Source organism: Enterovirga rhinocerotis (assembly GCF_004363955.1).
GTDB classification, from domain to species: domain Bacteria; phylum Pseudomonadota; class Alphaproteobacteria; order Rhizobiales; family Beijerinckiaceae; genus Enterovirga; species Enterovirga rhinocerotis.
Window position 1 is genome coordinate 1,027,229 of record NZ_SNZR01000011.1, and the last position, 14,361, is coordinate 1,041,589.

Consider the following 14,361-nt stretch of genomic DNA (forward strand, 5'->3'; position numbering starts at 1 on the left):
CCTGTCTTGGGCCTGACAATGACGACCGCATCTGCGTCCGCGCTGAAATCAATACGTACAATTTGACCGAATTGCACGAGACCGAATTCTTGACGGATATTAAGATGAAGCAGAGCTTGCGGCGATTGCCGCGAATTCTCGGTATCTCGGTTGGAAACCGATCAGGAGCCGTTGCGCCTCAGTAGCTGTCGTGTCGGCGCACCCATTCCATGGTGAATTGAAGGCTGTCCTCGTCGCGCCCTTTCGGTACGAGATCGAGGATCTGATAGGCGCCGTTGATCATGTCGATCCCGCGTCCGTAGCAGGAATAGGTGTGTAACACCTCGCCCTTGTCGCTCCGGGCGAAGACGCTGATGCCGGGCTGCTCCGGCCCGTCGATCGGCTGGCGCTTGTAGTTGTAGACGGCCTCGCCTGCGGCGACCTCCCCGGGCGTGAAGGAGACACGGTAATCGAAGTTGAAGTCGCTGCCCTCGGACGAGACCCAGGGGAAGCTCCAGCCCATCCGCGCCCGATAGGCCTCGATCCGGGCGATGGGCGCGCGCGAGACGGCGGTGAAGGCGACGTCTCGGTGCTTCAGATGGATCGGGATGCCGTCGAAACCGTCGACCCAGAACGAGCAGGACTTGCAGCCCGCCTCCCAGCCCGGGGCGAGCATGAAGTGGTAGACGACGAGCTGCGAACGCCCCTCGAAGAGATCGAGGAATGTGAGCGGGCCGCGGGGGCCTTCGAAGAGGTAGGGCTTCTCCACCCGCTCCCAGGGCATGGCCATGCGCCTGCGCACGAGGGCGTCGCGCTGGCGCGTGAAGTCCTTCTCCGCCGCGAGGAGGTCGAGGCGCGCCTTCAGCCATTCCTCGTGCGGGACGATCGTCGGTGCGGTCATTCGCCTTCTCCACGTCGATGATGGCGGGTCGGGGAAGCAGTCAGGCCGGCAATCTCGTTTCGTACTCCCGGCGCAACCTGCTCCAGTGGTCCCAGAACGGCTCGGGTGTCTCGCCTCTCGCGCGGGCGGCGAGAACGTCGAGATGGGCGTGCCAGCCGGAGCTGACGTTGAGAAGGATGGTGCGATCGGGAACGCGGCGGTGGACGATCGTGAGCACGACCTCCTCGCCCTCCGGCACCAGCGTGAAGGCGACCTCGCCGGCCTCGTTCGCGCCCCAGGTGATGACGAGGCGGCGCGGCGGATCGAGTTCCGTGATGCGGCATGTCATCCGGTGTTCCTCGGACGATTCGTCCGGGCGTCGGCCGGGCGGATCGGTCAGTTCGTCGTTGCGCCAGACGAACTCGAACGGCGCACCGACGCGCATCTCCATCTCGCCCGCGGCCAGCCATTGGCGGCGCAGATCGCTCTCGGTGAGATAGGCCCAGATGCGCTCGATCGGGCCGGGCAGACGGCGTTCGATCGTGAGCGTCGCCGGCGCCGTCAGGACGCCGTAGGCCGCGAGTGTCGCGAGGTCGGTCATTTGGGCTCTCCTTGGGGCAGGCTGGTCTTGCGTCGATCCTCTTCGCGAAGGAGGTGCTCGAGAGCGTCCAGGCGCGTGGTCCAGAAGCGTTCGTAGAAGCCGAGCCAGGCATGAGCGCCGGCGAGTGGGCCGGGTTCGAGCCGGCAGACATGCATCCGCCCGCGGACCTCGCGCCGGATCATGCCGGCCTTCTCCAGGACCTTGACGTGCTTCGAGGCCGCGGCGAGCGACATCGCGAAGGGCTCGGCCAATTGGCCGACCGTGCGCTCGCCCCTTGCGAGATCGGCCAGCATGCGCCGCCTCGTCGCGTCGCCGAGGGCATGAAAGGCGGCGTCGAGCCGTTCGGGATGATGATCAACCATTTGGTTTAGCATCATGTCGTGCAATCAGATTGTCAACCGGATGGTTGATCTTTGTCCGGTGCGGCACGCCCCGTCTCCATCCTGTCCGCCCGAGTCTGCTATCCATCGCCATGGTCACGGGACCGATTCGGTCCGGAGTGGAGCGTCATGAACAAGCCGGTCGACCCACCGGAAGACGACGGCGTCGAGATCGTCAGCCTGAAATCGGCTCTCGAGGAGCGCTATCTGTCCTATGCGCTCTCGACGATCATGCACCGGGCGCTGCCGGATGCGCGCGACGGGTTGAAGCCCGTCCATCGCCGCATCCTGCACGGCATGAACCTCCTGCGGCTCAATCCCGGCGGCCCCTTCAAGAAATCCGCCAAGGTCGTCGGCGACGTGATGGGCTCGTTCCATCCCCACGGCGACCAGGCGATCTACGACGCGCTGGTGCGCCTCGCGCAGGATTTCGCCTCACGCTATCCGCTCGTCGACGGGCAGGGCAATTTCGGCAATATCGACGGAGATAGCGCCGCCGCCTATCGCTACACCGAAGCGCGGATGACGGATGTCGCGCGCCGGCTGCTGGAAGGCATCGACGAGGACGCGGTCGATTTCCGGCCGAACTACGACGGCACGACGGACGAGCCGGCGGTCCTGCCGGCCGCCTTCCCGAACCTCCTCGCCAACGGCTCGCAGGGCATCGCGGTCGGCATGGCGACCTCGATCCCGCCGCACAATGCGGGGGAACTCTGCCAGGCCGCGCTCTATCTGATCGAGCGTCCGGCCGCGACCTCGGAGCAACTCGTCCAGTTCGTGCCGGGCCCCGACTTCCCGACCGGAGGCATCCTCGTCGACAAGGCGGATGCCATCACGGAAGCCTACCGGACGGGCAAGGGCTCCTTCCGCGTCCGCGCGCGCTGGTCGAAGGAGGAGACCGGGCGCGGTACCTGGGTCGCCGTCGTCACCGAGATCCCCTACGGCGTGCCGAAGTCGCGGCTGATCGAGAAGATCGCCGAGCTGATCAACGAGAAGAAGCTGCCGCTCCTCGCCGACGTGCGGGACGAATCCGCCGAGGACGTGCGGGTGGTGCTCGAGCCGCGGGCGCGAACGGTCGATCCCATCATGATGATGGAATCGCTGTTCCGGCTGACGGAGCTGGAAGCCCGCGTCCCCCTCAACATCAATGTCCTGACGGCGGGCGGGAAGGTGCCGAAGGTACTCGGCCTCGCCGAATGCCTGCGCGAATGGCTCGACCACCGGCGCGACGTGCTCCAGCGCCGCTCGCGCCACCGCCTCGCCGCCATCGAGCGCCGGCTCGAGATCCTCGGCGGCCTCCTGATCGTCTATCTGGACCTCGACCGCGTCATCAAGATCATCCGCGAGGAGGACGAGCCGAAGACCGAGCTGATGCGGGTCTTCGAACTCACCGAGCTCCAGGCCAATTCGATCCTCGACACGCGGCTGCGCTCGCTGCGCCGGCTCGAGGAGATGGAGCTGAAGCGCGAGCAGAGCGAACTCGTGGCCGAGAAGGGCTCGATCGAGGAGCTGCTCGGCTCCGAGGCCAAGCAGTGGAAGACCATCGCCTGGCAGATCCGCGAGATCAGGAAGGTCTACGGGCCGGAGACCGCGATCGGCCGCCGCCGCACCTCGATCGAGGACGCGCCCGATCTCGGCGAGGTCGATTTCGCCGAGGCCATGGTCGAGCGCGAGCCGATCACCGTCATCGTGTCGGAAAAGGGCTGGATCCGGGCCATGAAGGGCCACCAGCCGGATCTCGCCAAGGTCGAGTTCAAGGGCGACGACAGCCTCAAGACCTCCTTCTTCGCCGAGACGACGTCGAAGATCCTCGTCATGGCGACGAACGGGAAGTTCTACACGCTCGACGCCTCGAAGCTGCCGGGCGGCCGGGGCTTCGGCGATCCGATCCGCCTCATGGCCGATCTCGACGAGGGGACGGACGTGGTCGCGGCCTTCCCGTTCAGGGCCGGCACGAAGCTGCTCCTCGTCGCCTCGGACGGGCGCGGCTTCGTGGCGGCCGCCGACGACCTCGTCGCGACGACGCGCAAGGGCCGCAACGTGCTCGGCGTCGATGCGCAGGGGAGGGCGGTCATCGCCGCGCCCGTCGCCGGCGACCATGTCGCCATCGTGGGCCAGAACCGCAAGCTCCTCGTCTTCCCGCTGAGCCAGCTTCCCGAGATGACCCGCGGCAAGGGCGTGCGCCTCCAGCGCTACAAGGACGGCGGCCTCTCGGACGCGAAGACCTTCGCGCTCTCCGACGGCCTCACCTGGAAGGACACGTCCGGGCGGACCTGGACGGTCGCGGAGACCGAGCTGCGGGAGTGGATCGGCAACCGCGCCGAAGCCGGCCGCCTGCCGCCGAAAGGCTTTCCGAAGTCCAACACCTTCGGGTGAGGGGAGGGGCGGGTTGCGATGATCATCGAGTATTGGCTCGACCAGTCCGTGCCGATGATCTTCGGCCTCCTGACGCTGGCTCTCGCGCTGACAGGGGCCGCGTCCCTGGCCCTGTTCGAAAGCCGCTGGACCCGGGGCTGGGTCGCGGCCTCGTCGGGCGTGGTGGCCCCGTTCTTCACCGCGGTCGCCGTCCTGTTCTCTCTGCTGACAGGCTTCGCGGCGAACGACGCCTGGGAGCGGGTCAGACAGGCGAATCGCGCCGTCCTCGCTGAGCGCGACGGCCTTGTCGCGCTCTATGACGTCAGCCTCGCCGCCTCGCCCGACATGGCGCCGATCCGAGCGACCGTCATTCGGTATCTCGAGGCCGTGATGGTGGACGAGTGGCCCCTGATGCGGGACGGGCGCACGGCGCCATCGGCCACGGCGGCCTTCTCGGAGCTCCTCGCCGAGCTGGCGAAGCCTTCGCTCTCGGCTTCGGCCGGGCTTGCGGTCCATGAGACCCTGCTGGCGTCCTGGCAGAAGGTCAGGGCGGCCCGCAGCGATCGGGTGGTGCTCAGCGAGCAGTTTTCCGACCATCCGAAATGGTGGACCATCTTCGTGCTCGCGGTCCTGACGCAGGTCGCCTTGGCGCTCGTCCATATCGGCAAGCCGATCCCGGCCGCGGTGGCGATCAGCCTGTTCACGGTGGCGGCCGTCGTGACGCTCAGCCTCGTCGCGGTGAAGGAGAGGCCTTTCGACGGCCCGCTCGCGACGCCGCCGACCGCGCTGGCGGAGGCGCTCGCCGAACTGCGCAAGAATTGAGGCTGCAACAACCGGCCCGAACCCGCCCCTTAATCTAAAGACTGATCCCTGCGCCCCTTGCGTCAGGGTGTCGCTCTGTTCTTCCTGAGATCAGGCCGATCCGGCATCGGATCGGACCGAGGGGCGGCCGCATCTGGCCGTCACCATAAAAATCTTCGGAGGAAACGATGAAGGACGCGAAGGTCGCGCCGAAGGGCTCTCGCCGCAAGTTCCTCAAGGGAGCGGCGGTCGCCTCGGCAGCGGTGGGGGCAGCGGCGCCGGCGGTCGCGCAGAGCGCCGGACCTGTCTCGATGCGGTGGCAGAGCACCTGGCCCTCGAAGGACATCTTCCACGAATACGCGCAGGACTACGCCAAGAAGGTCAACGACATGACCGGCGGCGACCTGCGGATCGAGGTCCTGCCGGCCGGCGCGGTCGTCCCCGCCTTCCAGCTGCTCGAGGCGGTCTCGAAGGGCACGCTGGACGGCGGCCACGGCGTCTCCGCCTATCATTACGGCAAGCAGGCCGCTCTGGCGCTCTGGGGCTCGGGCCCCGGCTTCGGCATGGACGCCAACATGCTGCTCGCCTGGCACAAATACGGCGGCGGCAAGGAGCTGCTCGACAAGCTCTATGCCTCGATCGGCGCGAACGTCGTCTCGTTCCTCTACGGCCCGATGCCCACCCAGCCGCTCGGCTGGTTCAAGAAGCCCGTCACCAAGGTCGAGGACCTCAAGGGGCTGAAGTTCCGCACGGTCGGCATCTCGATCGACGTGTTCCAGGGCCTCGGCGCGGCGGTGAACGCGCTGCCGGGCGGCGAGATCGTGGCGGCCATGGATCGCGGCCTCCTCGACGCGGCCGAGTTCAACAACGCCTCCTCGGACCGGGCGCTCGGCTTCGCGGACGTCTCGAAGGTCTGCATGCTGCAGAGCTTCCACCAGAACGCCGAGCAGTTCGAGATCCTGTTCAACAAGGACAAGTACAACGCATTGCCCGAGAAGATCCGGGCCATCGTGTCCTACGCGGCCGAGGCGGCCTCGCAGGACATGCATTGGAAGGCGATCGATCGCTACTCCAAGGACTACCAGGAGCTTCAGGGGAAGGACGGCGTGCGGTTCTACAAGACCCCGGATGCCATCCTCAAGAAGCAGCTCGAGGTCTATGACGAGGTGGTCAGGAAGAAGTCGGCCGAAAACCCCCTCTTCAAGGAGATCATCCAGTCGCAGATCGCCTTCGCGCAGCGCACGACCCGCTGGGAGCAGGACACGCTGGCCCAAAGGCGCATGGCCGTCGACCATTACTTCGGCAAGGACGGAGCCGCCAAGAAGCTCTGAGCACGAAGCAGATCTCCGTCATGGCCGGGCCTTGTCCGGCCATGACGTGAAGGGGGCACGAGGATGAGGCGAAACCGACGATGACCGTCGAGCGTTTCCTGCACGCGATCGACGGCCTCAGCACCTGGATCGGCAAGGCTTCGGCCTGGCTCATCATCGCGCTGATGCTCCTCGTCTGCGGCGAGGTCTTCAAGCGTTACATCCTGAACGCGCCGACGGCCTGGATCTTCGATGCCTCGAACATCCTCTACGGCTCGTTCTTCATGCTGGCCGGGGCGTACACGCTGGCGCAGAACGGGCACGTCCGGGGCGACTTCCTCTACAGCTCGATGCGGCCGCGGACGCAGGCATCCTTCGACCTCGTCCTCTATCTCGTCTTCTTCGTGCCCGGCATCGCCGCCCTGATCTATGCGGGCTACGACTACGCGGCGATGTCCTGGCGCATCGGCGAGCACTCGACGACGACCGCCGACGGCCCGCCCGTCTATCACTTCAAGACCGTCATCCCGATCGCGGGCTCCCTCCTTCTCCTCCAGGGCGTCGCGGAAATCGTCCGCTGCATCATCTGCCTGCGGACGGGCGTCTGGCCGAGCCGGCTGAAGGACGTGGCCGAGATCGACGTGGTCGAGGAGCAGCTCGCGCAGAGCGAGCATGTGGACGAGGAAACGCGAAAGGCCGCGATCGCGCGCGCCCAGCGCATCGACGAGGAGGCGCGGCAGCGCGGCATGGGATCGGACCTGCAATCATGAGCGATCCCGCCCTCGGCATCCTGATGCTGTGCCTCATCGTGGTCACGATCATGATGGGGTTCCCGACGGCCTTCACGCTGATGGGCCTCGGCATCTTCTTCGGCTTCTACGCCTTCTACGATCCGAGCCAGCACTGGATCGACAATCGGGTCTTCGACCTCATGGTCCAGCGCACCTACGGCGCCATGACCAACGACGTGCTGATCTCCATCCCGCTCTTCGTGCTGATGGGCTACGTGATGGAGCGCGGGGCGCTGGTCGACAAGATGTTCTATTCGATCCAGCTCTCCTTCCGGAAGCTGCCGGCCTCGCTCGCGGTCGCGACGCTGATCGTGTGCACCTTCTGGGGCATCGCGAGCGGCCTCGTCGGGGCGGTGGTGGTGCTGATGGGCGTCATCGCCTTCAACCCGATGCTGCGGGCAGGCTACGACGTGAAGCTCGCTGCCGGCGTCATCACGGCCGGCGGCACGCTCGGCATCCTCATCCCGCCCTCGGTGATGATCATCGTCTATGCGGCGGTCGCCGGTCAGTCGGTCGTGAAGCTCTACGCCGCGACCATGTTCCCGGGCTTCTTCCTCGCCTTCCTCTATCTCGTCTACGTCATCGGCTGGGCGATGCTCAGCCCGAAGATCGCGCCGCCCCTGCCGCCCGAGCAGACGCGCGTGCCCGTGCCGGGCTGGATGCGCGCCTTCCAGGGCGCCTATTCCCAGAACATGTTCGCCGGCCTCGCCAAGGCCCTGGTTTCGCCGCGCCGCGCGGCGGCCATCGCCGACGAGGACGGGCGCGTCTCCTACTGGGACCTCGTCCGCAACTTCACCTACGCGCTCGTGCCCTTCATGCTGACGGCCGGCACGATGGCGCTCGTCTGGTGGTACGTCGTCATCCACCAGCAGAAGACGGCGGAGGAATTGCCCGAGGGGCTCGAGCAGCTCGGCGGCGGCCTGTCCGATCCGGTGCCCGCCGCAGCCGCCGCGGGCGGGGTCTCGCCCACGTTCTACTGGGTCTTCGGAGCCCTCTGCATCCTGCTCGGACTGCTGATGGCCCGCTACTATTCCCGGATGGGTGCCGAGCGGCTCCAGATCATCAAGCTCCTGACGAGCTCGGTCATGCCGCTCGCCATCCTCTCGGTGCTGGTGCTGGCCGTCATCCTCTTCGGGATCACGACGGCGACGGAATCGGCGGCGGTCGGCGCGGCGGGCGCCTTCGTCCTCGCCTTCCATGCCCGCACGCTCGACTGGAAGAAGATCAAGGAGGCCGTGTTCCTCACGGCGAAGACGACGGCGATGGTGTGCTGGCTCTTCGTCGGCTCCGCGATCTTCTCGGCCGTCTTCGCGATCCTGGGCGGTCAGGCCCTGATCGAGAAGTGGGTCCTCTCGATGGACCTCACGCCGATCCAGTTCATGATCCTGTCCCAGGCGATCATCTTCATCCTCGGCTGGCCGCTCGAATGGACGGAGATCATCATCATCTTCGTCCCGATCTTCCTGCCGCTCCTGAAGCATTTCCAGATCGACCCGGTGCTCTGGGGCGTCCTCGTCTTCGTGAACCTCCAGGCGGCGTTCCTGTCGCCTCCGGTCGCGATGTCGGCCTTCTACCTGAAAGGCGTCGCGCCCCCGCACGTCACGCTGAACCAGATCTTCGGCGGGATGATGCCGTACATGCTGATCGTCATCATCTGCATGGTGTTTCTGTATCTCTGGCCGGGCCTGACGCTCTGGTTTCCGAACTACCTGTACGGCGGCTGAGGCGGCGATCGTCGCGCGGCTTGCGCCGGGACCCGATCCGGCGCTTTCTCGTCCTTCCACGGGAGGGACGAGGGACGATGGCGCAGTGGGAGATGCAGAGCGGGGTCTTCGCGCTCGGAGACCTCGTCACCCAGGCGGGCGGGACGCTGCCGGATGCGCGGCTGAGCTGGAAGACGCATGGCACGCTGGCGCCGGGGCGCGACAACGTCCTGCTGTATCCGACCAGCTATTCGGCGCAGCATCCCGATCTCGAATGGCTGATCGGGCCGGACGGAGTTCTCGATCCGACGCGCTGGTTCATCGTCATCCCGGACATGTTCGGCAACGGCCTGTCCTCGAGCCCGTCCAACAATCCCGGCTGGCCGGGGCTCGTCACCGCCTTCGACAACGTCCACGCCCAGAGGCGTCTTCTGCGCGAGGTCTTCGGCATCGAGCGGCTTCATGCCGTCTACGGATGGTCGATGGGCGCGCAGCAGGCCTATCACTGGGCGGCTCTCTTCCCGGGCGAGGTGGAGCGGGCCATCGTCAATTGCGGCAGCGCGCGCACGGCGACGCATAACCGCGTCTTCCTCAAGGGCCTGATGGCGGTGCTCGAAGGCGCGCCCGAGCATGACGGCCGGGGCTTCTTCCCGGCCGAGCCCGCCGCGGCGCTCAGGGCCTTCGGGCGCATCTATGCGGGCTGGGGCTTGAGCCAGGACTTCTACCGCGCCGACCTGCACCGGTCGGCACTCGGCGCGCCCGATCTCGACACGTTCCTGCGGACCGATTGGGAGGAGCGCTTCGCGCGTCGCCGGGCCGCCGATCTCCTCGCGCAACTGCGCACATGGGAGGCGGCCGATATCAGCCGGAACGAGCTCTATGGCGGCGATCTCGAGCGCGCGCTCGGGGCGATCGAGGCGCGCGTGCTTCTGATGCCGGGCGCGACGGACCTCTATTTTCGCGTGGCCGATAACGAGGCCGAACTGCCCCATCTGCGCCGCGCCGACTTGCGGCCGATCCCGTCGATCTGGGGCCACCGGGCCGGCAACCCGTCGTCGAACGCCGAGGATGCCCGCTTCCTGAAGGACGCCGTGCGGCACTGGCTCGATGAGGCGGGTCCGCTTCTGCCCTCGCGGGAGACGTCGCGTCACGCGTCAGCGTGATCGGATGAGGGGTAGGGATCCACGCCGCTCGCGGCGGCGCGCATCCCTCACCCGGCCGGCGGCTCCGGCGCCGTCAGACCTCTCCCGCAAGGGGAGAGGCGATGCCGAGGCTGTCCCGGCATGGGCCGCTTCGCATCCGTTCGAGCGGCGGAAGCGGCCCGTTCGCTCGTCAGGCGCGCGGCTTGTCGGTGCCGACGACCGGAGCGGACGGCTCGGCGCTCAGCCAGCGATAGAGGAAGCCGCCGACCGCGCCGCCGAGGAGCGGGGCGACCCAGAACAGCCAGAGCTGCGCGATCGCCCAGCCGCCGACGAAGAGGGCGGGACCCGTCGAGCGCGCCGGGTTGACCGAGGTGTTCGTCACCGGGATCGAGATCAGGTGGATCAGGGTCAGGCCGAGGCCGATCGCGATCGGGGCGAAGCCGGCCGGGGCCTTGCCGTGGGTCGCGCCCATGATGATGAACAGGAACACGCCCGTCAGGACGAACTCGGCCACGAAGGCGGCGGTGAGGCTATACTTGCCGGGCGAATGCTCGCCGAAGCCGTTGGACGCGAAGCCGCCATCGAGGCTGAAGCCGGCAGTGCCGCTGGCGATCACGTAGAGCACCGCGGCGCCGGCCACGGCGCCCAGGACCTGCGCGACGATGTAGGGCAGCACCTGGTTCGCCGGGAAACGGCCGCCGGCCGTCAGGCCGATGGTCACGGCCGGGTTGAGATGGCACCCCGAAATATGGCCGATCGAATAGGCCATGGTGAGCACCGTCAGGCCGAAGGCGAAGGATACGCCGAGGAGGCCGATCCCCACCTGCGGAAACGCCGCGGCCAGCACCGCGCTGCCGCAACCGCCGAAGGTCAGCCAGAAGGTGCCGATCGCTTCCGCTACGTATTTCTTGCCGTTCATCTCTTCCCCCGCTCCAAAATGGGTCAGCAGCGCGATCTATGCCCAGGACGATCCTGAATGGAAGCTTAGCCTTGGCGGCGAGGCGGCGGGTGCGAGCGAAAACGTGGCCGGATCCATCGAAACAGGCAGTTGCGGCGGCGCAATTTGCGGTGGATGACGCGGCGGCGGGGTGATCTGCCGCCACGACGGCGGCGTCCCGCCCTGACCGCGCTCGATGCGCGAGGCCGATTCGCGGCTCATGTCGGCCGCCACTCACATATGTTGGATTCTCGCCGGACGAGGGCGCCGGCTAGGTCGCCCGGACCCAGCCTGACGCCAGGAGGCGCTCCTGCGGAACGAAGCGCTCCTTGTAGGCCATCTTCTTCGACTCCCGGACCCAATAGCCGAGATAAAGATGCGGCAGCCGCCGTTCGCGGGCGCGCCGGACATGATCGAGGATGAGATAGGTGCCGATGCTGCGGTCGGCGAAATCGGGGTCGAAGAAGGAATAGACCATCGACAGCCCGTCGGAGAGTTCGTCGATCAGGCAGACGGCGACGAGCGGACCCTGGCCGCGCCCATGCACGGCGGTATCGGGTCCGCGACGCCGATACTCGACGAGATGCGTCTCGACATGGCTGTCCTCGATCATGAGCGCGTAGTCGAGAACGGTCATGTCGACCATGCCGCCCTCGCCGTGCCGCGCCTCGAGATAGCGGCGGAACAGGGCGTATTGCTCGGAGCTCGGGCGGTTCGGGATCTCGGTGCCGACGAGGTCGTCGTTGCGCCGTAGGACCCGGCGCATGCCGCCGGTCGGGCTGAATTCGTCGACGAGAACCCGCACGGATACGCAGGCCTGGCATTGCTCGCAGGCGGGCCGGTACGCGATCGTCTGCGAGCGGCGGAAGCCGCCTTGGGTGAGGACCTCGTTGATCTCCCGCGCACGCCGCCCGACGATGTGGGTGAAGACCTTCCGCTCCTGGAAGCCCGGCAGATAGGGGCACGGGGAGGGGGCCGTCAGGTAGAATTGCGGCGTGTCGCGGGGATGGCTCGTCACCGTGGTGATCTCGTCACGCCGAGTGCTCCTCGCCGCCGTGGTCGGCCGTCCATCGACTCGGCCCCTGGCCGGCGGGCCGGACGACGGATGCGACGCCCGTCACGATGCATGAAGCGGGCCGCGCTTCAAGCCGGGCGCCAAGCGTTGTCTGCCGTCAGCGGCGGACCACGATGATGTCGGCCAGGAGATCGTGGCCGAGACGGCGGTCGCTGCGGGCGAGGCCGATGACGACGTCGAGCACGAACAGGAGGAGCGTGCCGATGCCGACATAGAACAGAAGCGCATGCAGCCCGGCGACGATCACGCCGGCCGGCTGCCCGGACGAGGCGTCGACGGCGGCGAGGCCGGAGAGCCGCATCCCGATCGTGCCCATCGAGGCGCCGCCGATGGTGAGGGCGCTGTAGAGGATCGCCGTGCCGGGGATCAGGATCACGTACAGGCCCCAGGTGAGCCCGAGCGTGAAGATGCCGGAGATGAAGATCAGGATGGCGAAGAGCACGACCAGAAAGCTGATCACGACGAGATCGATCAGATAGGCGATCACGCGTCGGCTCAGTACGCCGTCCGTCCGCCCGTCTGCGATCGGCGACATCGCGTAGATCGATTGCGGACCGGCAGAGCTGCGTGACGCGTAATCGGAGTTCGACATCGTTCCCTCGTTCGGCCCTCTCGCGGGCGTCCCTCAATAAGTCGTCTCGGACAGGCCGGTCGGGCCGATCGGGCGCGGATCGAGACCATCCGACGCCAGCGCAGCAAGAACGTCCGAGGTGTGCGTTCCGTTTCGTGTCTCGATCGTCACATCCACCGTGACGCTCTTCGCCGGTACGTCGAGGAAGAGTCGGCCATGCGACACCTCGAGGATATTGGCGCCGAGCGAGCCGAGCCGGCTCGCGATCGCGCCGAGGAGCCCCGGCCGGTCGGCGGTCGTGATGCGGAACGAGGCGATGCGATTCTCGCGTTCGAGCTCCCGCACCATCACGGCTGCGAGGAGGCGCGCATCGATGTTGCCGCCGGACAGGACGAGGCCGACGCGTCGGCCAGCGAAGAGATCTGGACGCGACAGCACGGCTGCAAGGCCCGCCGCGCCCGCGCCTTCGGTCATGCTGCGCGAATGCGTGGCGAAGGAGGCGACGGCCCGCTCGATGGCCGGCTCGTCCACGCAGACGATGTCCGAGACGAGGTCGCGGACGATGGGAAGCGTCAGCGTGCCGACGGTCTTCACCGCGATGCCCTCCGCGAGGGTCGGGCCGCCGATCGGGGCATCTTCGCCCCGGAGCGCGTTGGCGAAGGACGGATAGAGCGCGGCCTCCACTCCGACGACGCGGATGCCGGGTTTCACCGCGCGGGCCGCGACGGCGACGCCGGAGACGAGGCCCCCGCCGCCGATCGGGACGACGAGGTCGTCGAGATCGGGCGCCTCGCCGAGCATCTCGAGCGCGAGGGTGCCCTGGCCGGCCATGACGCGCGGATCGTCATAGGGATGGACGAAGACGAGGCCCCTCTCCGCGGCGAGGGCGCGGGCATGCGCCCCGGCTTCGACCAGCGTCTCGCCGACGAGCTGGACCTCGGCCCCGTGGCCGCGCGTGTTCTCGGCCTTCACCAGCGGCGTGCCGACGGGCATGACGATGACCGCCGGGATGCCGAGCCTCCTGGCATGGTAGGCCACGGCCTGGGCGTGGTTGCCCGCCGACATCGCCACGACGCCGCGCCGTCGCTCCTCCGCATCGAGGCCCGAGAGCTTGTAGAGCGCGCCGCGCTCCTTGAACGAGCCGGTCGCCTGCATGTTCTCGTGCTTGACGGCGATGGTCGCCCCGGTGAGGGCGGAGAGGCCGGGCGCCGGCACGAGCGGCGTCGCCAGCACCTGCCCGCGCAGGACCTCCGCGGCGGCCCGGACGTCGTCGATCGTGATGGCGTGGGGCAATCGGCAGTCTCGCGATCGAGGACAGGCTCGGCGTGCGCGTCCGGCCATGATTGCCGGCCCGCCGCCTTCAGGGAAGGCCGATGCGGGCGTCTCCCACAGCGGAATGCCATGCCGGCGGCTTTCGGGCCGGTTCGCTACTTCGCCTTGCCCGGCTCGCCGGCTGCTCCGGGATCGGCCGCCGCGCCCGCCTCGGTCTCGATATAATAGCGCTTCAGCAGATACACGGTCGCCCCGGGGACCGTGCCGCGATCGGTCGTGATGGCGTCGAGATCCGCGCGGCGTCCAAGCGCGAACCGGCATTCCGCGAAGCGCTCGAGGCCCTCGCCCGGTCCCAGCGCCGCGCGGTAATCGACCCTGACGCCGTTCTCGATCGCCCGGGTTCCGACGATGGCGATGCGCGTGCCGGCCGGCTCCAGCGCGGGCAGGGCGATGCGGCAGATCCGAGCCTTCTCGGCATCGATCACGGAGCAGGCCGGGAGCGTCAGCATGGCCACGCCGAGCCCGACGGCAGCGCCGCGCGAGACGATGCTAGCCACGGGGCGC

At 67.7% G+C, this 14,361-nt stretch carries 14 protein-coding genes; 6 read left to right on the forward strand and 8 right to left on the reverse strand.

Annotated elements, in window-relative coordinates; translation table 11 throughout:
• Positions 1–178 precede the first annotated feature (178 nt).
• The 3 genes from EV668_RS05460 to EV668_RS05470 are packed head-to-tail and all read right to left on the reverse strand — an operon-like array spanning position 179 to position 1,822.
• Positions 179–880 (reverse strand): DUF899 domain-containing protein, encoded by a 702-nt coding sequence (locus tag EV668_RS05460; protein WP_133768800.1) that lies wholly within the window; start codon positions 878–880, stop codon positions 179–181.
• A gap of 40 nt (positions 881–920) precedes the next feature.
• Positions 921–1,460 (reverse strand): SRPBCC family protein, encoded by a 540-nt coding sequence (locus EV668_RS05465; protein ID WP_133768801.1) that lies wholly within the window; start codon positions 1,458–1,460, stop codon positions 921–923.
• Positions 1,457–1,822: an ArsR/SmtB family transcription factor gene (locus EV668_RS05470; protein ID WP_133768802.1), complete on the reverse strand. Its 366-nt coding sequence runs from the start codon at positions 1,820–1,822 to the stop codon at positions 1,457–1,459. Before EV668_RS05470 ends, EV668_RS05465 begins: the two co-directional genes overlap by 4 nt.
• Before the next feature lie 147 nt (positions 1,823–1,969).
• Between EV668_RS05470 and parC the strand changes: the two genes are divergently transcribed.
• From parC to EV668_RS05500, 6 genes are all read left to right on the forward strand, one after another.
• Positions 1,970–4,216 (forward strand): DNA topoisomerase IV subunit A, encoded by a 2,247-nt coding sequence (gene parC / locus EV668_RS05475; protein ID WP_133768803.1) that lies wholly within the window; start codon positions 1,970–1,972, stop codon positions 4,214–4,216.
• An 18-nt stretch (positions 4,217–4,234) separates the two neighbouring features.
• Positions 4,235–5,017: a bestrophin-like domain gene (locus EV668_RS05480; protein WP_133768804.1), complete on the forward strand. Its 783-nt coding sequence runs from the start codon at positions 4,235–4,237 to the stop codon at positions 5,015–5,017.
• A gap of 167 nt (positions 5,018–5,184) precedes the next feature.
• A complete protein-coding gene (locus tag EV668_RS05485) occupies positions 5,185–6,327 on the forward strand; it encodes a TRAP transporter substrate-binding protein (RefSeq protein WP_133768805.1) in 1,143 nt (380 codons plus the stop codon).
• Positions 6,328–6,407: 80 nt separating this feature from the next.
• Positions 6,408–7,076, forward strand: a complete 669-nt coding sequence (locus EV668_RS05490; RefSeq protein WP_133768806.1) for a TRAP transporter small permease subunit — start codon at positions 6,408–6,410, stop codon at positions 7,074–7,076.
• Complete coding sequence (locus tag EV668_RS05495) at positions 7,073–8,821, forward strand: TRAP transporter large permease (RefSeq protein ID WP_133768807.1); 1,749 nt, start codon at positions 7,073–7,075, stop codon at positions 8,819–8,821. The genes EV668_RS05490 and EV668_RS05495 overlap by 4 nt, the downstream gene beginning before the upstream one ends.
• A gap of 77 nt (positions 8,822–8,898) precedes the next feature.
• Positions 8,899–9,963 (forward strand): alpha/beta fold hydrolase, encoded by a 1,065-nt coding sequence (locus tag EV668_RS05500; RefSeq protein WP_245512866.1) that lies wholly within the window; start codon positions 8,899–8,901, stop codon positions 9,961–9,963.
• Positions 9,964–10,132: 169 nt separating this feature from the next.
• Here the strand turns inward: EV668_RS05500 and aqpZ are convergent, their stop codons facing one another.
• The 5 genes from aqpZ to EV668_RS05525 form a co-directional block, all read right to left on the reverse strand.
• Complete coding sequence (gene aqpZ, locus EV668_RS05505) at positions 10,133–10,861, reverse strand: aquaporin Z (RefSeq protein WP_133768808.1); 729 nt, start codon at positions 10,859–10,861, stop codon at positions 10,133–10,135.
• 289 nt (positions 10,862–11,150) lie between these two features.
• Complete coding sequence (locus tag EV668_RS05510) at positions 11,151–11,897, reverse strand: arginyltransferase (protein ID WP_133768809.1); 747 nt, start codon at positions 11,895–11,897, stop codon at positions 11,151–11,153.
• Between the two features lie 154 nt (positions 11,898–12,051).
• Positions 12,052–12,546, reverse strand: coding sequence for an RDD family protein (locus EV668_RS05515; protein WP_133768810.1), 495 nt, complete (start codon positions 12,544–12,546; stop codon positions 12,052–12,054).
• Positions 12,547–12,579: 33 nt separating this feature from the next.
• A complete protein-coding gene (locus EV668_RS05520) occupies positions 12,580–13,866 on the reverse strand; it encodes a threonine ammonia-lyase (RefSeq protein ID WP_133768811.1) in 1,287 nt (428 codons plus the stop codon).
• Positions 13,867–13,952: 86 nt separating this feature from the next.
• Positions 13,953–14,354, reverse strand: coding sequence for a hypothetical protein (locus EV668_RS05525; RefSeq protein ID WP_133768812.1), 402 nt, complete (start codon positions 14,352–14,354; stop codon positions 13,953–13,955).
• Between the last annotated feature and the right edge of the window lie 7 nt (positions 14,355–14,361).